We start from the raw sequence: 19,568 nt of genomic DNA on the forward strand, positions 1-19,568 counted from the left end.
GCCTTAGATCATTTCTTCGCCGCCCTTCCCGCCGAGAACGATTTCTCCGGCTTCGGCCATACGGCGGGCAATCGTGAGGATTTCCTTCTGGGCGGTTTCCACGTCGCTGACGCGTACCGGGCCTTTGGCTTCCAGGTCGTCGCGCAACAGTTCGGAGGCGCGCTTGGACATGTTCTTGAAGATCTTCTCCTTGACGCCTTCGTCCGACCCCTTGAGGGCCAGCACCAGCACGTCGGAGGAGACTTCGCGCAGCAGCGCCTGGATGCCACGGTCGTCGACATCGGAGAGGTTGTTGAACACGAACATGAGGTCTTCGATCTGGCCGGACAGGGTGTCGTCGATCTCGCGGATCGAGTCCATCAACTGGCCTTCGACCGAGCTGTCGAGGAAGTTCATGATGTCGGCTGCGCGCTTGATACCGCCCAAGGTGGTGCGCGCAGCATTCGAATTGCCCGAGAACTGCTTCTCGAGAATCGTGTTGAGTTCTTTCAGGGCCGCCGGCTGCACGGTGTTTAACGACGACACGCGCAGGATGATGTCCAGGCGCACTTTGTGGTCGAAGTGGCCGAGCACTTCGCCGGCCTGGTCGGGGTCGAGGTACGCCACCACGATCGCCTGGATCTGCGGGTGCTCGTAGCGGATCACGTCGGCGACGGCGCGCGGCTCCATCCATTTCAGGCTGTCGAGGCCGCTGGTGTTGCCGCCCAGCAGGATGCGGTCGATCAGGCCGTTGGCTTTGTCTTCGCCGAGGGCCGAGGTGAGCATCTTGCGGATGTAGCTGTCGGAGCCGACGCCCAGGCTGGTCTGGTCGCCGACGATCTCGACGAACTCGCTCATCACCTGCTCGACCTGCTCACGGTGAACGTTGCGCATCTGCGCCATGGCCACGCCCACGCGCTGGACCTCTTTGGGGCCCATGTGGCGCAGCACTTGTGCGGCGTCGGTTTCACCCAGGGACAGCAGCAGGACTGCGGCTTTGTCGACCTTGGTGAGTTTGGCAACAGCGGCTCGATTATCACTCATCTGCGTTAATCCACTCTTTCACGACCTGGGCCACACGGCCCGGGTCTTCTGCCACCAGACTCTTGATTGCGTTCAACTGAGCGTCATAGCCTTCGCTCGGGCTTGGCAACAGGATGCTTTGCGGGCCGCCGAGGCTGACGCGGTCGTTGGCCAGTTCGCCGTCCAGGCCGCCCATGCCACCCAACTCGACATCGCTGCCAGCGAAGGTTGCCAGTTGTTTCTTGCCATTGCCGGTGATGTTGTTGAGCACCGGACGCAGCACGCCGAACACCAGCAGTACGATGAACAACACGCCCAGCACTTGCTTGACGATGTCCCAGAACCACGGCTGGGTGTAGAACGCCGCTTCAGCAATGACTTCGCCACGCTCGGCGGAGAACGGCATGTTGATCACGCTGACGCTGTCACCCCGGCTGGCGTCGAAACCGACGGCATCCTGCACCAGGCGAGTGAAGCGCGCCAATTCGTCGGCGCTCCACGGGGCGCGTGTGACGGCGCCATCAGCGGCGGCGATCTTGACCTGATCATCGACCACCACCGACACCGACAGGCGATTGATCCGGCCCTGTTGCTGCTTGGTGTGGCTGATGGAGCGGTCGAGTTCGAAGTTCTTGGTCGACTGGTTACGCTTGTCCGCCGGGTAGGGCGCGAGCATCGGCTGACCGGTGGCCGGGTCCATGATCTGCTGACCGTTGGCGTCCAGCAGTGGCTGGCCAGCGGCAATGGCGCCAGCGGTCGCGGCGGCACCGCCGGTGGTCTGCGGGGCCGAAGCCGGGGCTGGCGGCTGATTGCTCAGGGCTCCCGGCACACCTTGCGGGCCGCTGCTGGCGGTGCGTTGTTCGCTGGTCGATTGCTCGCTGCGCAGGGCCGGCTGGTCCGGGTTGAACTGCTCGGAGGTCGATTCGACCGCGCTGAAATCCACGTCGGCGGACACTTCGGCCTTGTAGCGATCGTTACCCAGCACCGGTTGCAGGATGTTGTGGACACGCTGGGTGAGCATGCTTTCCATGCGGCGGCTGTAGTCGAACTGCTTGCCGGCCTGGGTCAGCGCAGAGTTTTCCGCCATGTCGGACAGCAGGTTGCCCTTCTGGTCGACCACGGTGATTTGCGACTTGCTCAATTCGGGAACGCTGGTGGCCACCAGGTTGATGATCGCCAGCACTTGGCCAGGCTCCAGGGAGCGGCCGGAAAACAGTTCGACCAATACCGAGGCACTTGGCTTGCGCTCATCACGCACAAACACCGAGCTCTTCGGAATCGCCAGGTGGACGCGGGCGCCCTTGACGTTGTTGAGGCTGGAGATGGTGCGTGCCAGTTCGCCTTCCAGGCCACGACGGTAGCGGGTCGCTTCCATGAACTGGCTGGTACCCAGGCCCTGGTCCTTGTCGAGGATCTCAAAACCGATATTGCTGTCGGACGGGGTCACGCCGGCAGCGGCCAGCTTCATGCGGGCACGGGCGACATCATCGGCCTTGACCAGCAGCGCCCCGGAGTTTGGCTCCACGGTGTAGGCGATGTCGGCGGCGGCCAGGGTTTCCATGATCTGTTTGGAATCCATACCGGCCAGGCTGCCGTACAGCGGCCGGTAATCGGGTTGCTGCGACCACAGCACCACGGCAAAACCAATCGCCACGCTGGCAGCCAGGCCGACCATCAGGCCCACCTGACGCAACATGGTCATTTCCGAGAGGTTTTCCAGGAACGACAGGCCAAACAGCGGCGGTTTGCCGTCTGTCTTGGCGGGTACGTTGTCCACGACTGCTTCTGCCATGACTTAAATCTCGCCCTTAAACCGGCATCTGCATGATGTCTTGATAAGCCTGAACCAGTTTGTTGCGCACCTGGGTCAAGGCTTGAAAGGACACCGTGGCTTTCTGCGAAGCGACCATCACGTCGGTCAGGTCCACGCCGCTCTTGCCGATCTCGAACGCGGTCGCCAACTGGCTGGAGGCTTGTTGGGTGTCACTGACTTTGTTGACGGCCTGGCCGAGCATGTCGGCGAAACTGCTTTGGCTCAATTCCGGCGCTTGTGCGACGGATTTCGGTTGAGCCATGGCGTCCATTTGCATGGAGCGCATATCCAACATCAACCGATTGAACTCAATACCCTGGCTCATGACCTTCTCTCTCCGACGACCCGCATTTTTTTGACACTACGCAGCAGTTACTAGGGGTGGTAGCAACAAGGGTGCCAGCTCTGTAGCAACTTGTAAGAAAAGGCGACAAAACTTGTCGACCTTGTTACCGATCAGGTGGCGAAAAGGTAGCCTTCCACGTCCATCCCAGCGTCGCGCATCTGCGCCAGCTTGTAGCGCAAGGTGCGCGGGCTGATGCCCAGGCGCTCGGCCGCCTCTTTGCGGCGGCCGCGTTCGGCGCGCAGGGTGTCGATGATCATCTGGAATTCGCGGCGGCGCAGGTCGTCGCCCAGAGCGCCTGCGGACTCGGCTTCAGCGACCAGCGGCGCAGGCGCCAGGCTCGGCAACGGCGCGGCGCCGCTGCCCATGGCCAGGCAGAAGTCCTGGGGCTGGATCAAGCCACCCTGCTGCAAAATCAACGCGCGCTGAATCGCGTTGTCCAGTTCCCGCACGTTGCCGGGCCACGGGTAGCTGATCAGGCAGGCCTGGGCTTCGGCCGACAGCCGCGCCTGGGCGTGCTTCATTTTTTTGACGTGGTTGTTCAGCAGACGCTCGGCCAGCGGGATGATGTCCGCCGGGCGCTCGCGTAGTGGGCGCCAGGCCAGGGGGAATACCGAGAGACGGTAGAACAAGTCTTCCCGAAAGCGCCCCGCCGCCACTTCGCCCGCCAGATCGCGGTTAGTGGTGGCGACCACGCGGATATCCAACTGGATCGGCTTGCGCGCACCGACACGCTCCACTTCACGCTCCTGCAACACCCGCAGCAACTTGGCTTGCAGGCCCAGGGGCATTTCCGAAATTTCGTCAAGCAGGATGGTGCCGCCGTCGGCCTGTTCGAACTTGCCCGCCTGGGCCGCGATGGCGCCGGTGAACGAGCCCTTTTCGTGGCCGAACAACGTGGCTTCGAGCATGTTGTCGGGAATCGCTGCGCAATTGATCGCGATAAAGGGCTGTTGGGCGCGGCCCGACTGCTGGTGGATATAGCGCGCCAGCACTTCCTTGCCGGTGCCCGACTCGCCGGAAATCAACACGGTGGAGTCACTGCGCGCCACGCGGGCCGCAAGCTCCAGCAATTGTGCACTGGCGGGCTCGAAGGCAATCGGGCCGTCGCTCTCACCGGCCGGAATCACCCCCAGAGCATGCCGCGCCACCAGCTCGATCAACGCCTTGGGCTCGAACGGCTTGACCAGATAATCCGCCGCGCCCTGGCGCATGGCGTCCACCGCGCGCTCGACGGCGCCATGGGCGGTCATCAGCAACACCGGCAGTTGTGGCTGGCGCGCACGTAGCAGGCCGAGCAACTGGTGACCGTCCATGCCAGGCATGTTCACGTCACTGACCACCAGGCTGAAGGACTCTTGCTCCACCGCCTCCAAGGCTTCCTCGGCAGAACCGACCGCCCGATAGTCATGGCCCGCCAGCAACAGCGTGTCAGCCAATGCCTCACGCAGGGCACGATCGTCTTCCACCAACAAAACCTTGATAGCCATAGCCTTTTACTCCGCGCTTGCCGCGCATGAAAACAGCGGCAAGGTCATCAATGCACAGGTGCCACGCCCCAAGCGGGAACGCAGTTGCAATTCGCCCTGATGGGCACGTGCCACTGCCTTGACCACCGTCAGGCCCAGGCCCGTACCGTTGGTCTTAGTAGTAAAAAACGGTTCGCCGAGGCGCTGCAGCACCCCCGGCTCGATGCCGCTGCCGCTGTCGCTGATGCACAGGCGCAGGGTTTGCGCGCGGGCATACACATGCACCTTGAGCTGCGCGCCGGGGCCGCTGGCCTGGGTCGCGTTTTCGATCAGGTTGAGCAGCGCGCCCACCAGCGTGTCGCGGTTGCACAACAATTCGCCTTGGTGGCTGTCGCACTGCCAGCGCACATTGGCGTCCTGGACGTGGGTGGCGGCCGCCGCTTGCAGCGCCTGCATCAGGCCGGACGGCGTGAGGCGGTCGGTCAGCGGCAACTCTCCGCGGGCAAACACCAGCATGTCGCGCACCTGGTGCTCCAACTCATGCAGACGCTCCTTGAGTCGCCCGGCAAACCGCTGCTGGGTTTCGGCGGGCAATTGCTCATCAGTCAAATGACTGGCGTAGATCAACGCCGCCGACAACGGCGTGCGGATCTGATGCGCCAAAGAAGCGACCATCCTGCCCAACGACGACAAGCGTTCATGGCGCGCCAGTTGGTCTTGCAGGTGACGGGTTTCAGTCAGGTCGTTGAGCAGCACCAGTTGGCCGGGTTCGGCATCCAGGGAGCGCGTGGCGATAGACAGGCGGCGCCCATCCTTGAGCGAGATTTCATGGCCGTCATCGTCACGCGGCGCGAAGCAGCGGGTGATGACATGGCGCCATAGCTCGCCTTCCAACGGCAGCCCGAGCAGGTCGCAGGCGGCCGGGTTGGCTTCGCGCACGCGGCCCTGGTCGTCGATGACGATCACGCCGCCGGGCAACAGGTCGAGGAGGTTCTGCAGACGGTTGGCCAGGCGCTCTTTCTCGGCCAGCTCTTCCATGCGCTGCGCACTGACCACTGCCAGTTCGCCCTTGAGCTCGGAGACTCGCGCTTCCAACAGGCTATAGGAGTCATTCAGTTGGCTGGACATCTGGCTGAACAGCGAGAACGCCTGCTCAAGGCCATGTCGGCTGAGCTGTTCGGCGGTCGGGACAGGCCCCTGGAGCTCAGGGGCCGAAGATAGTTGGGCGGCGTGGGGCATCATGCTCTCTCGCTTGGCTGACCGTCAGTTAAACGGAACGTTGCGAGGGCTGTAGCAATACCCGTGCCTAAAAAAAACCACCTATAAAACAGTGGCTTGAAAAACAGGCGTCAATCATCTGCCTGTTCATCACCGTCTCGACGACTCATCCCGTACTTGCGCATCTTCTCCACCAGGGTGGTTCGACGGATGCGCAGGCGCTCGGCCGCACGGGCGACGATGCCGTTGGCGTCGTCCAGGGCTTGCTGGATCAGCCCTTGTTCGAGGTTGCCGAGGTAGTCTTTGAGGTCAAGGCCTTCGGGCGGCAGCATGGCGTTGGCACCGAAGTCCGGGGTATGGCCGTTGATGGCAATCCGCTCTTCCATGTCACTGCGCAGGCTGTCCACCAGATGCTCGTCTTCTTCGTCGACGTAGCGGAATTTCTTCGGCAGCTCGACCACGCCGATCACACCGTAGGGATGCATGATCGCCATACGCTCCACCAGGTTGGCCAGCTCGCGGACGTTGCCCGGCCAGGCGTGGCGGCACAGGGACATGATCGCCGCCGAATTGAAGCGAATCGAGCCGCGCTTTTCGTGCTCCATGCGTGAGATCAGTTCGTTCATCAGCAGCGGGATGTCTTCCACGCGCTCACGCAGCGGGGCCATCTCGATCGGGAATACGTTGAGGCGGTAGTAGAGGTCTTCGCGGAAGCTGCCGACCTCGATCATGCTTTCGAGGTTCTTGTGGGTCGCCGCAATGATGCGCACGTCGACGCTCTGGGTTTTGTTGCTGCCCACGCGCTCAAAGGTGCGCTCCTGCAGCACGCGCAGCAGCTTGACCTGCATCGGCAGCGGCATGTCGCCGATTTCGTCGAGGAACAGGGTGCCGCCGTTGGCCAGCTCGAAACGCCCGGCACGGCTGGTGATCGCCCCGGTAAAGGCGCCCTTCTCGTGGCCGAACAATTCACTTTCCAGCAGCTCCGCCGGAATCGCCCCGCAGTTGACCGGCACAAACGGCCCGTCGCGGCGCTTGGAGTGGTAATGCAGGTTGCGCGCAACCACTTCCTTGCCGGTGCCCGACTCGCCGAGGATCAGCACGCTGGCGTCAGTATCGGCCACTTGCTGCATCATCTGGCGCACGTGCTGGATCGCCCGGCTGGTGCCGACGAGGCTGCGAAACAGATTGGGTTCACGGTGGCGACCACGCTCACGGGCCTGGTCGTACATTTCGCGATAGACCTGGGCGCGGTGCAGGGAGTCGAGCAATTTGCTGTAGCTGGGCGGCATTTCCAGGGCGGACAACACGCGGCGGCGCTGGTCTTCCGGCAGGTCGAGCGAAGAAATATCGCCCATCAGCAACACCGGAAGGAACTCATCCCAGGTTGACAGTGTCTTTAACAAGCCCAGAACTGCGCCAGGAGCGTTTACCGTCCCAATCAGCACACAAAGGATTTCACGGCTCGACGACAACGAGCTGACCGCCTGCTGCCAATCGTGGCTACCGCAGGGAAGATTTTCTTCGCCGAGAAAATTCAAAATCACCGCTAAATCGCGGCGGCGGACGCTATCGTCATCAATCAGCAGAATTTTGGTTTCACGCCACATGCAATAGCAACTTCCCTAGTAAAACGCTCCGCCCAGAGTGTGGGCTATCTAGATGCCTGTAAGACTTCTTACCTTACTAGACGTCTGAAATCTGAAAACAGCACTAGTTAAGTCAAAAATGCTGGCACAGTCAAATATATGACGCGCCGTTCGGATTAACTGCGCCCGTTCAACCGAACAGATGGTAAACCTTTGACGCATTTTTCGCTTGGTTGATCTGCGACATCTCTTCGAAAATTGCCTGGCGCTCGCCCATCGTTACTTCGAGCAATTGCTGGTAAACCACAAGCAGGCTCTCCAGCTTCTCCCGCAGCGCATCTTCGTCCACTGGCGCGTCGCTGAGCACTTCATCAATGACCGCGCGGCAACCCAGGTCCAGCTCGCCGACAGCCTCCCAATTGCGTTCAGCCAGTGCGCCGATCAGAGCTTCGCGGGTTTCATCGATGCGTTGCAGTGCGTGGCTCATGATATTTACCTCAAGGCCTCAAGCCTTATTGTGGAGCGATGGCATCCCAGCCGGTCTTTACCGTAATCAGCAGGCGAGCGACTTCGTCGATCATCTCGACATCATTCACGCGATTGGCTTCCACCAAGCGATTACTCATGTAGTCATACAGGGCGTCCAACCGCTGCACGACGGCCGGGTCTTCGGCCTTTTCTGGCTCAAGCCCGTCGCGCAGGCCGGAGATGATTTCGATCGCCTTACCCAGCATCAGGCCCTTCTGGGCGATATCACCTCGGCTCAATGCGCCCTTGGCCTGCGCCATGCGGTCCAGACCGCCCTCCATCAGCATCTGCACCAGACGGTGCGGGCTGGCTTCGGAGACCTGAGCATGGGAACTGACCTTTTGGTACTGGCGAAGGGCTCTCATCGGGTTCATGTTGCTACCTCGTTACTGGCGACAATCTAAATAGGTTTGCTTAACCAGTTATTCGACTGCGCCGCGAAATTCTTTAATCCAGACGTCCAGCGTCAGACCACCGGCGAATCTTTAGCGGGGCGCCGAAACGCCCCGGCTATCAGCTCGACTTCGGATTGTTCAGCGAGTTGAGCGTGGTCATGATGCTGGAGCTGCTGGAGTTGATCTGCGCGATCATGGTGTCCATCGCGGTGTACTTGGCCGTCAGGGATTTCTGCAAGGCATCCATACGCCGCGTCAGGTCATCCGTCTCTTTGGTCAAGTCAGTCAACTTGTTGTTGAGATCGGTGGCACGGGTCGCCAGGGTGCCCGTGGTGCCCACGTAGCTGTTGGTCGCCTTGTTCATGCGCGTGATCAAGCCTGTGTCGCCGGTGAACAGCTTGGCGATATCGCCTGCACCCTTGACCACCGCTTTGTTCCACGCGGTGTCGTCCAGGCTCAGCAGCCCGGTTTTCTGGTCGGTGGTGATGCCCATCTGCGCCAGGCTGGTCATGGTGCCCGCACCGGAGCCGCTGGTCAGCTCGGAGCGCAGACTGTTCACCAATTGACGCATCGACGAATCACCCGTCAACGCACCGGCGGTGGTGGTGGACGCATCACCGGTGGCGGTGACTTTGGTCTGGGTATTAACGGCAGTCATCAGCGCGTTGTAGGCGGTGACGAAGGATTGCACCGAGGTTTTCAACGTGTCGGTGTTGCTCGCCACGGTGATGGTCGTCGGTTTGCTAGTGTCAACAGTGTCCAACAGATCCAAGGTCACGCCGCTGATTGCAGACGTAATCTTGTTGCTGGCGGATGACATCTCAACGTCATCGATGAAGTACTTGGCGTTGGTCGGCGCCGTGCCCTTGTCATACCCGGTGACCAGCTCCGAATCACCACTGAGGGTGATGTCGGTGCCTACGCCCATAGTGGACGAGGTCAGCACCAGGCGCGCGCCGTTGGAGTCACTCAGTACGTTGGCGCTGATCCCCTGGGACGAGAGCTGGGTATTGATCGATTCGCGCACCTGTTGCAGGGTCGCACCGCCAGGAATCACTACGTCGTAGTTGTTACCCGACTGGCTGATCGTCAGCGTCTGGTCTCCGTCGGTGCTGTTGGCCTTGCCCGTCGCGCCGTCCGTATTCACTGCCGTGGTAACTTTCGAAGCGGTCGCCAGGTTAGAGACTCTCAACACGTACTTGCCGCTGGATGCGCCGTCACCCAGGGTGACCTTGGCGTTCTTCTCTTCCGAAGAAGACGCCGCAAGCCCGTTGAATGCGGAGGCATTGTTCAACTTGGTGATCGCCGACTGGTAGGCTTCCAGCGCCGTCTTGACCGAACCAACCGCCGATAATTGGACGGTAGCTTTTTTTTGCTCGCTGGTGATCTGCTGCTGCTTGGGCGCTTGCTCAGCCCCCACCAACGCCTTGACGATAGCCTGCGTGTCGTAGCCCGAACCCGGGCCGGAAATCGTTGAACTAGCCATTTGCCATTCTCCTTGTCCTGCAGCGGCCGATTTTTTGGCGCTTGTGCGCTCTGACCGCAATCAGAAACATGTTTCGTGCCAACTCAAGCCTTGCTATCAAACAAAAGGCTGCTCGCATCGCTCAGGTTCTGCGCCAGCTTCAGCGCGGTCTCCGATGGAATTTGTCGAATCACTTCGCCACTGTCGGTGGCAATCACCTTGACCACCACTTTGCCGGTGGAGTCATCGATGGAAAAATCCAGGTTGCGCTGGGTTGCCTGCACAAACTCTCGTATATCAGTTACCGCCTGCTCCAACGCCACGCGCTGCGGCTCCTCAGCCTTGGCCGGTTCACTGCTGGCCGCAGGCTTGGCCTGCGGTGCAGGTGCGCTGCTGGCCTGGGTACTGCCAACCGGGTAAGACGTGCTCAGCTTTATGCTCATGTCCATGTCATCACCTCCAAACTGAAAAAACGGAAGGGCACGTCGTTAAACGCACCCTCCCGTTATTTAACCGCTGGCGCTATTACTGAAGCAGCTTCAGAACAGACGATGGCAGTTGGTTGGCCTGGGACAGGATCGCAGTGGAAGCCTGTTGCAGGGTTTGTTGCTTGGTCAGCTCAGCGGCTTCAGAAGCGAAGTCAGCGTCTTCTACGCGGCCTTTGGCTGCGGTGGAGTTCTGCGAAATGCTCTGCAGGTTGGCCACGGTGCTGGCGAAGCGGTTTTGTACGGCACCCAGCTGCGAACGCTGGCTGTCGATCTGCTGCATGGCGTCGTCCAGAGCCTGGATGGCCTGCTGCGAAGAAGCGGCAGACAGGATGTTCAGGTCGGAAACGGTAGTTTCCATGGTCACAGCGGTCTTGGTGCCAGCAGCGGCAACAGTGGTCAGACCCAGAGCAGCCAGGCCAGTACCGGCGCTGCCGTCCTTGACGGTGATGTCTTTGTCAGCGAACAGGTTCAGGGTGCCGTCAGTGTTTTTGCTGGCTTGAACACCGGTGCTGGCGCTGTTGATCGAAGAAACGATCGCGTCAGCGGTATCGCCTTTCTTGAACTTGACTTCAACACCGTTGAGGCTAATCGAGGTGTCTGCGGTCAGCTTGGCCTGAGTAGTACCGGCGGCCAGGCCCAACTGCGACAGCGAACCGCTGGTGTTGTTGGCCAGCTTGATGTCAGCACCCTGACCGGAGGTAACCTGGAAACGACCGTTGGTGAACGATGCAGCACCACCCGTACCGGCAGCGGTTGTCAGGCTAGTCACGACGCTCGCGATGGTGTCGTTTGCAGCCCAAGTCACGTTATTGCCGTTTACAGAAACGGAACCGGCAGCACCCAGGGTAGTCGGGGTAGCGGTGGCGGTGGTGCCAGCGGTCATGCCGAGAGCGGTTGGACCGGTAGCAGGAGTGGCACCAATAGTAATTGCACTGCTGGAAGACAAACTTACTACACCAGCGTTATTACTCGCAGTAACGCCAGTAGTGGCTGTTTGTGCGTTGATAGCTGTCACAGAAGCGGCTGCGGCTGCGGCGCCGGCAGCCACGGCACCAGAGGCCAGGGTGATCGAAGTACCGTTAATGGTGATCGCATCACCAGCAGCAAGAGCAGTAGCAGTACCACTACCTGTTACAGTCGCCTTATCACCGATCACCGAACCAGTGGCAGTAGCCGCCAGGCCAGTCATCGCAGCGCCGTTTACAGCAGCTTCTTTGTAGTTGCCTTTCAGCGCTGTAGAGCTGATGTCGGTCATACCGAACGAGATAGTCTCGTTGGCGTTGGCGCCGATCTGGAACGCTACGTTGTTGAACGAGCCGTCCAGCAGGTTACGACCACCGAAGGTGGTGGTGCTGGCGATACGGTTCAGCTCGCCCACTTTAGCGGTGAATTCTTGCTGCAGGGAAACACGGTCAGCGTCGCTTTTATCACCGTTCGCCGCTTGCAGGGCGAGTTCACGCAGACGCTGCAGGGTGTTGGTGGATTCTTGCATTGCGCCTTCAGCAGTCTGGGCGATGGAAACACCGTTGTTGGCGTTGGCGATCGCAACGTTCAGGCCTTTAACCTGGTTGTTCAGACGGTTGGCGATCTGCATGCCGGCAGCGTCGTCTTTGGCGCTGTTGATTTTCAGGCCGGAGGACAGACGGTTCATCGACTGGCTCAGAGCGTCGGAAGCTTTGTTCAGGTTCTTCTGGACACCCAAGGAAGTGATGTTGGTGTTTACTGATAATGCCATGACAAAATCCTCGTTGATTGGATACTGCGGCTTCCGGCCCTGGCAACCGCCGGGTGTGGCCTAGAGAACCTACGTAATAGTTATCGTCGTGGTAGCCAGTTGCTTGAGGGTTTTTTTGAAATTTTTTACTAGCACCGTGCCACCCCTTGTAATTCAAGGGTTTATGCAGGCAAAAAGGCCCGACTTCATTGGCTTTTCTGGCGCCAAATAAAAAACGCCGATGATCGTTCGATCATCGGCGTCTTCATGTTTGAAGCGCGTGCCGCCTATTGAAGTGTCACGGCCGATAGAGAATCGCCGAGCCCCAGGACAGGCCAACACCAAATCCGCTGATTGCCACGCGTTTCCAGGTGGAGTCCATCGCGTGTTTTTCCAGCAGCAACGGAATGCTCGATGACACGGTGTTGCCGGTCTCGACCATGTCCTTGATGAACTTGTCCACTGGCGCATCTTCAAAACGCCGCGCCACGGCGTCGACAATCGCCGCACTGCCCTGGTGAATGCAGAAGGCATCGATGTCGTCGGCCTTGAGGTCCGACTCATCGAGCAGCGCGTGCAAGTGCGCCGGCACTTTGAGCAAGGCGAAGTTGAACACCTGGCGGCCATTCATGAAGAACACACCGTTGCTGACCTTCAAGTGCGGTGCGCCGGAGCCGTCGGTGCCAAACTTGGCTTTGCCGAGCAGCCATGGGGCATCTTCGCCCATCCAGGTCGCAGTGGCGGCATCGCCGAACAGCATGGTGGTGTTGCGGTCTTCCGGGTCGACGATCTTCGAATACGGGTCGGAGGTGATCAGCAGGCCGTTTTTCAGACCGGCAGCTTCCATGAAGCCCTTCATCGCGTAGATGCCGTAGACGTAACCCGAGCAGCCCAGGGAGAGGTCAAAGGCGGCGACGTGAGTCGGCAGACCGAGCTTGTCCTGGACGATGGCGGCGGTGTGGGGCAGGCCCTCTTCATCGCCGTTCTGGGTGACGACGATCAGCGCGTCGATGGACTCGCGCTTCAACTGCGGGTTGTTGGCAAACAACGCGTTGGCCGCTTCGACACACAGATCAGAGGTTTCCTGCGTGGTTTCCTTGCGCGGCAGGAATGCCGACCCGATCTTGCCAATGATGAACTCTTCATCCTTGGCAAATTTGGCACCCTGGGCGTAGTTATCGATCCCGTCGGCCGGCACGTAACTGGCGATGCTTTTTATGCCAATCATTGTGGCTTCCCAATACTAAATAGCTGGAGAACACCCCGCGAACTGCCTCGCCGGGTGCTGACAATAAAGGGGATAACCCCGCAAAAACTCGCTGAAAGCCGCCACGCAAAGACCCTGCGACGACTTATCCTTTTCACACGATACAGTGAAGATGCGCTTTATGACTCACAGGTCACTCAATTTTCTGTGGTTTGTGCAAAACCTTTGAACAATTGAGTGCCAAAAACGGCAACGGCCCAGCCTGTTTCCAGGGTGAGCCGCTGCGTGACCGCCAGCTGATTACATCTTATTGAACAGGCTCAACTGGGAGATTTTCACGAACGCCAGTTGCGATGCCTGCAACATGGTTTGCTGCAAGCTCAGATTGATCGCGGCGTCAGCGAAGTCAACGTTACCCAACGCGTTCATGGTCGTGGAATTTGCCAGGCTCAGGCTGGTGTTCTCCTGAGTCTGGATATCCAGACCGTTCAGACGTGCGCCAATGGAACCACGCACTTGGTCAACCTGGCCGTAGGCATTGGCCAGGTTGCCGATGGAGCGGGCGACCACATCCTTGAGTTCCTTCTGCGCAGCCGGATTACCGTCCGACGGTGCTTCAAGGGTTCTGCGCAAATGGCTGAGGGTGTCGAGCACGTTTTCGTTCTTGTTGCTGGTGGCCCCGATCGTAAACTGGTCGCCATCATCTGGCGCCGGCGCGGTGGTCACGTCAAACGTCACGCCTGCGGCCGTAATCGAGGTATCGCCAACGGCCAAGGTGCCGCTGGCGATGGACTTGCTGTCCGCCGTATACGGTTGTGCATAGACATCGTAGGCACCTGCCGCACCAAACTTGACGACCGCACCAGCGTTGGGAAAGGTGCTGGCGTAAGCCGTCTGGTTGGTCACCTGGCCGCCGCTCAATTGCGCCGTGGTCGGATTGCTTGGGGTACGCGAAACACTGAAGGTGTCCGGTTTGACCGACAGGCTGAACTCGCGATCCTTGACCAGTGCATCCGAGGGCGCACCCGGCGCCACGCCCTTGCCCAGGTCCAAGCCGATGTCGAACTTGACCCCGCGCAAGTTGATGGTCGAAGCACCTTCCTTGGTCGAGTCAAAAGTACCGTTGCCCGGAATCTCGGAGGTGATGTCGTTACCGGCACTGTCGCTCACGGTGTACTGGGTGCTGCTGGTGAACGTCAGCTTATATGGCTGGCCATCGGCAAAGCTGCTGTTGTAGGTGGCCCCGGAAGCAACCAGACCCGCCGACACCGTCACCTTGTTGTCATCGACCGCAGGCGGCACAAGCACGCGCGTCGACTGGGTACGACCGGTGTTCGCCGAGCTTTCGAGCATGGTTTTCGCGGTATCCCCCATCGATATCGACAGGTTTTCCGCCACTTTCAGGCTCAAGGGCGTGTCATCACCCTGGTAACTGTAGGTGCCATCGTTGTTGCGCAAATAAGGCGGCGTATCGGTCTTGCTCCCGGAAAACATGTAGTTACCGTTGGCATCCTTGGTATTGAGCAGACCCAGCACCTGGTCTTCAATCGAGCCAACCTCGGCGGCAATCGATTTGCGGTCGGCATCACTGATCCCGACGTTACCGGCCTTCAGCGCCAACTCACTGGCCTTTTGCAGCGCAGTGTTAATATTTTCCAGTACGCCGTCTTCAGTGTTCAGCGAATTCTTCAACGTATCGATATTGCCATTGAACTGCCCCAGCATGTCTTTCTGCTGCTGCAGCATCAACAGCCGCGCCGCAGCCACCGGATCATCCGCTGCCGTTTGCACACGCACGCCGGAGCTTGCCTGGTCCTGCGCCTTGACCACACTGGAATAGTTATCCTGGTACTTGGCGGAGCTGGTCTCAAAATATTGCTGTGTAGAGATACGCATCGTCCCAGCCTCCTTTAAATGGCATTAATCAGTGTGGTAAAGGTCTCTTGCGCAACCTTGATGATCTGCGACGACGCGGTGTAGTACTGCTGAAACCTGATCATGTCGCCGGCCTCATCATCCAGGTTAACCCCGGACACCGAGTTGCGCGCTTCCTTGTTGGCACTGAGCAACGCGCCGGTGGCCGTTGTGTCGACGCCAGCCTGGCTCGCTTTGGAACCGACCTGCGACACGAGGCGACTGTTCGCCGCGACCAGACTCACGCCCGTGTTTCCGTCACCCATACCGACACTGGCCTTGGTCTGCAGGTCGAGCAGGGCCTGGGCGTTACGGCCGTCAGACTTACCACCACTGTTGAAGGCAAAGGTGGTGCTATCACCCTCAGCCGGAGAACCGTTGACCGTCGTGTCGAACTTGAAGCTCTTGCCCACGATCACAGCACCGGCGGCGTCACGCATCGGCACATCCACGGTGATCTTGTTGCCCTGCCCCGGAATGATGATGCCGGTGCCAATTGAATTGCCCTGCGCGTCATTCAGGGTATAAGGCTGAGTGCCATCGGCGGCCGCCTTGCCGAAGACCATTTTCACCGGCATCGAGTTCTCGATACCTGCACGCAACTGCGCCGTGTCGGCGCCGCCATGAATATCCAGCGGTACGGTCAAGGCGGGCTGGGTAAACGTACCCGTGCCGCTGTTGGTGTTGCTGCTGGTGCCCGCCAGTGGCCCGGCAAAGGCCAGCTTGTTCGCGTCGGTGAGCGCCACGCCAATGCCGCTTGCGCCAGTGGCGGTCGGGCTGACCTTGAAACTGTCTCCCAATGCCATCGGGCCCTTGCCGTCCAGCGACAGGGTGAAACCATCGATCGGTGTCGGCGGCGTGGCGGTGAGATCGACGACCCCCATGGACTTGCCATCCGAGCGCAGCACCGTCACCTTGTTGAGGTTGGTGCTGTCGCTGAAGGTGACCTTGTAATCGAAGGTCGAGAGCTTGCTGCTGTCGCTGATCGACACATTCAGGTTACCTGAACCCGCACTATTCCCCGCAGCGCCCTGGCTGCGCGAAGCAACGGCGACCGCGCTGTTGACGTCATTGAACAATGACACCCCAAAGTCACCGTTCAAATCCAGGCCTTGGCCCAGTTGATTGTTGAGGGTGTCCGCAGTCGCGATGGCGATACGTCCCAGGTCATTGATGGCCGGCATCAAGGCATCACTGCGATACCGCAGCAGGCCACCGATGCTTCCGCCGCTGACCACTGAACCCAGGTCCATGGCGGTGCCGCTCACATTCAGCTGGATGGTGTACTGACTGTTATCAGTGCTACTCGGCACAGCCGAAATAGTGTTGGAAATCCCCCCCTCCACCAGCGACTGGCCGCTGCCGGTGGTCACGCTGAACTGGCCGTTCTTCTCGGTGACCGTTACCCCGATCAACTCATTCAGCGAGCGAACCGCCTCGTTGCGCGAATCCAGCAGGTTGGCCGGCGCATTACCCGACGCACCCTGAACCTGGAAGATCTGTTTGTTGAGCGAGGCAATCGATGAGGTCAGTTGATTGACCTGATCACTCATGGTGCTCAACTGGCTGTTGATGGTTTCTTTCTGCTGAGTCAACTGGGTAGAGATTGAGTTGAAGCGATTGCTCAAGGTCTGGGCATTGCTGACCAGCAGTTGCCGGGCGGAAAGATCGTTGGGATTGGACGATGCCGTCTGCAGGGTCGCAAAAAAGGAGCTGAGCACCGACGACAGGCCAGTGCTTTTGTCCGACAGGACCTTATCCACGGCACCGATCTGGTCCTGATAAGCCTTGGCGTCATTATTCAGCGCAGTACTGTTCTGGTAAGCCGTGTCCAGGTACTCGTTGTACACGCGCCGCACATCCGCCAGCGTGGTACCACTGCCGATGAATACGCCGCCAAACGCGTTCGAGGCGCTGGAGTTCTGAAGGGTCTGCTGACGTGAGTAGCCCGCGGTGTTAGCGTTGGCGATGTTGTTACTTAAGACCGACAACGATCCCTGAGCGGCGTTCAGCCCCGACATCCCGATATTGAGCAAACTCATGGTTCAGACCTTATAAATGTATGGTTGCGCCCGCGACAGCGTAGTTCTGGTAGCTGTTCATCGTTTTGGCAATCTGCGAAATCTTGCTGGCGTAATCCGGATCGGTGGCATAACCGGCTTTTTGCAACTCGCGCACAAACTGTTCCGGGTTGTCGGCTGACTTCACAACTTCTTTATAGCGATCATTGCTTTGCAACAACGTCACCAGGTCATGGAAGCTGTCCTGGTAGGAATCGTAGGAACGGAACTGCGCCGTTTCCTTGACCATCGCCCCATCGCGAAACTCGCTGGTGATCGCGCGGGCCTGGCCGCCCTGCCAGCTCTGGCCGGCCTTGATACCGAACAGGTTGTGACTGCTGCTGCCATCGCCGGCGCGCATTACCGATTTGCCCCAACCGGTTTCCAGGGCGGCCTGGGCCACCAGGTACTTCGGATCGACACCGATACGCGCCGCTGCGGCCTTGGCCATCGGCAACATGGTGGCGACAAATTCATCCTGGGAGCTGAAGGCTTTCTTCGCCGGTGCCAGCGGCGGCTGGGCCACGGCGCGACCGTAGACCTGCATGCGGCCGCTGGACACGGCCAAGCTGCGTGCGCTGCTGTTGATCACGCCGTCATCCGCGGCGCTGTTACGCAGTGGCGCGCGGTTGGCATCGATAGCGACCGGCGCAGTCGGCACGATGCCGGCGAGCAGTCGATCGGTCAGCTTGCTCGGCAAGGCGATACGGCGCTGGTTCATCAGCGCCACGTCGTTGGTGTGAGCGCTGGCGCCTTCGGCGACGGCCACACGGTAGGCCCACAGCGGTCGCTGGCCATTGGAGCGGCCCAACGGCCCAGCCGCTTGAGTGCCGGCGGCGATTTCAGTCGGCACATCGACTTTTTTCACCGGCTCAGCCGCCGCCGGCCCCTGCAAGGTGGCCGCCTGGGCGTCCACCGGTTTGTTCTTCTGCATCTGGCGCATCAGCACGTCGGCCAGGCCGATACCACCGCCCTCGCGGGACATCGAGACGGCCAGTTGCTGGTCGTACATTTCCTGGTACTGCTTGGCGGCCGGGGTGTTCAGCGGATTGTCCTTGCCCAGGGCATCGGTGGCCGAGCGCATGGACTTGAGCATCTCGCTCAGAAACAGCGACTCGAACTCCTGCGCCACTTTGCGCATGTTGCCGTCGCTGTTCTTGTCGGCACCGACCTTGAGCTGGTTAAGCCGGTTCAAGTCGGAATAAGACCCCGAGTCCGCCGTGCTGCTGATCCCGCTGTTGCGCATATCCATGGCCATGACCTCAGATCACGATCAGGTCGGCTTGCAAGGCGCCGGCCTGTTTCAAGGCTTCGAGGATCGCCATCAAGTCGCCGGGCGCTGCGCCCACCTGGTTCACAGCGCGGACAATCTCGTCCAGGGTGGTGCCGGGGCCGAACTTGAACATCGGCTTGGCTTCTTGCTGGGCATTCACCCGCGAACGCGGCACCACGGCGGTCTGGCCATTGGACAACGGCCCAGGCTGGCTGACGATCGGGTCTTCGGTGATGGTCACGGTCAGGCTGCCGTGAGTCACAGCGGCTGGCGAGACCTTGACGTTCTGGCCGATCACAATGGTGCCGGTGCGCGAGTTGATGATGACCTTGGCCACCGCCTGGCCTGGGTCGACTTCGAGGTTTTCCAGGATCGACAGGTAGTCCACACGCTGGCTCGGGTCCAGCGGCGCGGTAACCCGGATCGAGCCGCCGTCGATGGCCTGGGCCACGCCAGGGCCGAGCATGTCGTTGATCTTGTCGACCACACGCTTGGCGGTGGTGAAGTCGGAACGGTTGAGGTTCAGGGTCAGGCTGTTGCCCTGGTTGAAGCCGCTGGGCACGGTGCGTTCAACTGTGGCGCCGCCGGGGATGCGACCGGCCGAGGGCACGTTCACCGTAATCTTCGAACCGTCGCGACCTTCGGCATCAAATCCGCCCACCACCAGGTTGCCCTGGGCGATGGCGTAGACGTTGCCGTCGATACCTTTGAGCGGCGTCATCAACAGGGTGCCGCCGCGCAGGCTTTTCGAGTTACCGATGGACGACACGGTGATGTCCACTACCTGACCCGGCTTGGAGAACGCCGGCAAGTCGGCACTGATCGACACGGCCGCGACGTTTTTCAGTTGCACAGTGCCCGAGCCCGACGGCACCTTGATGCCGAACTGCGAGAGCATGTTGTTGAAGGTCTGCAGGGTGAACGGGGTCTGGGTGGTCTGGTCACCCGTACCGTTGAGCCCGACCACCAGGCCATAGCCGATCAACTGGTTGGAACGCACGCCGGAAATGCTGGCGATGTCTTTCAGGCGTTCGGCCTGGGCGACTGCGCTCAGGGACAGCAACAGTGCCGCCGCCATCAGCTGTTTGAATTT

Annotated in this window: 16 protein-coding genes; all 16 read right to left on the minus strand. The window is 60.2% G+C overall.

What is annotated here, in order from left to right:
- Positions 1-3 precede the first annotated feature (3 nt).
- Positions 4-1,023 carry a flagellar motor switch protein FliG gene (gene fliG / locus U5A08_RS21130; protein WP_253397709.1) on the minus strand — a complete coding sequence of 340 codons (1,020 nt, stop codon included), beginning with the start codon at positions 1,021-1,023 and terminating at the stop codon, positions 4-6.
- Positions 1,016-2,794 (minus strand): flagellar basal-body MS-ring/collar protein FliF, encoded by a 1,779-nt coding sequence (fliF, locus tag U5A08_RS21135; protein ID WP_253397711.1) that lies wholly within the window; start codon positions 2,792-2,794, stop codon positions 1,016-1,018. The genes fliG and fliF overlap by 8 nt, the downstream gene beginning before the upstream one ends.
- A 16-nt stretch (positions 2,795-2,810) precedes the next feature.
- Positions 2,811-3,140, minus strand: a complete 330-nt coding sequence (gene fliE / locus U5A08_RS21140; protein WP_253397712.1) for a flagellar hook-basal body complex protein FliE — start codon at positions 3,138-3,140, stop codon at positions 2,811-2,813.
- A gap of 131 nt (positions 3,141-3,271) precedes the next feature.
- Positions 3,272-4,648 carry a sigma-54-dependent transcriptional regulator gene (locus tag U5A08_RS21145; protein WP_253397714.1) on the minus strand — a complete coding sequence of 459 codons (1,377 nt, stop codon included), beginning with the start codon at positions 4,646-4,648 and terminating at the stop codon, positions 3,272-3,274.
- A gap of 6 nt (positions 4,649-4,654) precedes the next feature.
- On the minus strand, positions 4,655-5,866 hold the full coding sequence (locus U5A08_RS21150) for a sensor histidine kinase (protein ID WP_253400422.1): 1,212 nt from the start codon (positions 5,864-5,866) through the stop codon (positions 4,655-4,657).
- 110 nt (positions 5,867-5,976) lie between these two features.
- Entirely contained in the window at positions 5,977-7,452 is a 1,476-nt protein-coding gene (locus U5A08_RS21155; protein WP_253397715.1) for a sigma-54 dependent transcriptional regulator, read from the minus strand.
- A gap of 169 nt (positions 7,453-7,621) precedes the next feature.
- Positions 7,622-7,918: a flagellar protein FliT gene (gene fliT, locus U5A08_RS21160; RefSeq protein ID WP_253397716.1), complete on the minus strand. Its 297-nt coding sequence runs from the start codon at positions 7,916-7,918 to the stop codon at positions 7,622-7,624.
- A 25-nt stretch (positions 7,919-7,943) separates the two neighbouring features.
- A complete protein-coding gene (fliS, locus tag U5A08_RS21165; protein WP_017845372.1) occupies positions 7,944-8,333 on the minus strand; it encodes a flagellar export chaperone FliS in 390 nt (129 codons plus the stop codon).
- Positions 8,334-8,472: 139 nt separating this feature from the next.
- Positions 8,473-9,840: a flagellar filament capping protein FliD gene (gene fliD, locus U5A08_RS21170; RefSeq protein ID WP_253397717.1), complete on the minus strand. Its 1,368-nt coding sequence runs from the start codon at positions 9,838-9,840 to the stop codon at positions 8,473-8,475.
- A gap of 83 nt (positions 9,841-9,923) precedes the next feature.
- Positions 9,924-10,268: a flagellar protein FlaG gene (locus U5A08_RS21175; RefSeq protein WP_253397718.1), complete on the minus strand. Its 345-nt coding sequence runs from the start codon at positions 10,266-10,268 to the stop codon at positions 9,924-9,926.
- Positions 10,269-10,344: 76 nt separating this feature from the next.
- Complete coding sequence (locus U5A08_RS21180) at positions 10,345-12,042, minus strand: flagellin N-terminal helical domain-containing protein (RefSeq protein WP_253397719.1); 1,698 nt, start codon at positions 12,040-12,042, stop codon at positions 10,345-10,347.
- 277 nt (positions 12,043-12,319) lie between these two features.
- Positions 12,320-13,249 carry a ketoacyl-ACP synthase III gene (locus U5A08_RS21185; RefSeq protein ID WP_198717162.1) on the minus strand — a complete coding sequence of 310 codons (930 nt, stop codon included), beginning with the start codon at positions 13,247-13,249 and terminating at the stop codon, positions 12,320-12,322.
- Positions 13,250-13,528: 279 nt separating this feature from the next.
- On the minus strand, positions 13,529-15,124 hold the full coding sequence (locus tag U5A08_RS21190; RefSeq protein ID WP_198717163.1) for a flagellar hook-associated protein 3: 1,596 nt from the start codon (positions 15,122-15,124) through the stop codon (positions 13,529-13,531).
- A gap of 14 nt (positions 15,125-15,138) precedes the next feature.
- The gene (gene flgK / locus U5A08_RS21195; RefSeq protein ID WP_321848439.1) at positions 15,139-17,184 is read right to left on the minus strand and encodes a flagellar hook-associated protein FlgK; all 2,046 of its coding nucleotides are present in this window, start codon (positions 17,182-17,184) and stop codon (positions 15,139-15,141) included.
- Between the two features lie 10 nt (positions 17,185-17,194).
- On the minus strand, positions 17,195-18,460 hold the full coding sequence (flgJ, locus tag U5A08_RS21200) for a flagellar assembly peptidoglycan hydrolase FlgJ (RefSeq protein WP_198717165.1): 1,266 nt from the start codon (positions 18,458-18,460) through the stop codon (positions 17,195-17,197).
- 4 nt (positions 18,461-18,464) lie between these two features.
- Positions 18,465-19,553, minus strand: a complete 1,089-nt coding sequence (locus tag U5A08_RS21205; protein WP_164887039.1) for a flagellar basal body P-ring protein FlgI — start codon at positions 19,551-19,553, stop codon at positions 18,465-18,467.
- Positions 19,554-19,568: the final 15 nt, after the last annotated feature.

This window comes from Pseudomonas paraveronii (genome assembly GCF_963681955.1).
Taxonomy (GTDB): Bacteria; Pseudomonadota; Gammaproteobacteria; order Pseudomonadales; family Pseudomonadaceae; genus Aquipseudomonas; species Aquipseudomonas paraveronii.

What these genes read in the sequence shown, in the direction of transcription:
- fliG (WP_253397709.1), bottom strand. Translation starts at nt 1,023, where the DNA reads ATGAGTGATAATCGAGCCGCTGTTGCCAAACTCACCAAGGTCGACAAA.
- fliF (WP_253397711.1), bottom strand. Translation starts at nt 2,794, where the DNA reads ATGGCAGAAGCAGTCGTGGACAACGTACCCGCCAAGACAGACGGCAAA.
- fliE (WP_253397712.1), bottom strand. Translation starts at nt 3,140, where the DNA reads ATGAGCCAGGGTATTGAGTTCAATCGGTTGATGTTGGATATGCGCTCC.
- U5A08_RS21145 (WP_253397714.1), bottom strand. Translation starts at nt 4,648, where the DNA reads ATGGCTATCAAGGTTTTGTTGGTGGAAGACGATCGTGCCCTGCGTGAG.
- U5A08_RS21150 (WP_253400422.1), bottom strand. Translation starts at nt 5,866, where the DNA reads ATGCCCCACGCCGCCCAACTATCTTCGGCCCCTGAGCTCCAGGGGCCT.
- U5A08_RS21155 (WP_253397715.1), bottom strand. Translation starts at nt 7,452, where the DNA reads ATGTGGCGTGAAACCAAAATTCTGCTGATTGATGACGATAGCGTCCGC.
- fliT (WP_253397716.1), bottom strand. Translation starts at nt 7,918, where the DNA reads ATGAGCCACGCACTGCAACGCATCGATGAAACCCGCGAAGCTCTGATC.
- fliS (WP_017845372.1), bottom strand. Translation starts at nt 8,333, where the DNA reads ATGAACCCGATGAGAGCCCTTCGCCAGTACCAAAAGGTCAGTTCCCAT.
- fliD (WP_253397717.1), bottom strand. Translation starts at nt 9,840, where the DNA reads ATGGCTAGTTCAACGATTTCCGGCCCGGGTTCGGGCTACGACACGCAG.
- U5A08_RS21175 (WP_253397718.1), bottom strand. Translation starts at nt 10,268, where the DNA reads ATGGACATGAGCATAAAGCTGAGCACGTCTTACCCGGTTGGCAGTACC.
- U5A08_RS21180 (WP_253397719.1), bottom strand. Translation starts at nt 12,042, where the DNA reads ATGGCATTATCAGTAAACACCAACATCACTTCCTTGGGTGTCCAGAAG.
- U5A08_RS21185 (WP_198717162.1), bottom strand. Translation starts at nt 13,249, where the DNA reads ATGATTGGCATAAAAAGCATCGCCAGTTACGTGCCGGCCGACGGGATC.
- U5A08_RS21190 (WP_198717163.1), bottom strand. Translation starts at nt 15,124, where the DNA reads ATGCGTATCTCTACACAGCAATATTTTGAGACCAGCTCCGCCAAGTAC.
- flgK (WP_321848439.1), bottom strand. Translation starts at nt 17,184, where the DNA reads ATGAGTTTGCTCAATATCGGGATGTCGGGGCTGAACGCCGCTCAGGGA.
- flgJ (WP_198717165.1), bottom strand. Translation starts at nt 18,460, where the DNA reads ATGGCCATGGATATGCGCAACAGCGGGATCAGCAGCACGGCGGACTCG.
- U5A08_RS21205 (WP_164887039.1), bottom strand. Translation starts at nt 19,553, where the DNA reads ATGGCGGCGGCACTGTTGCTGTCCCTGAGCGCAGTCGCCCAGGCCGAA.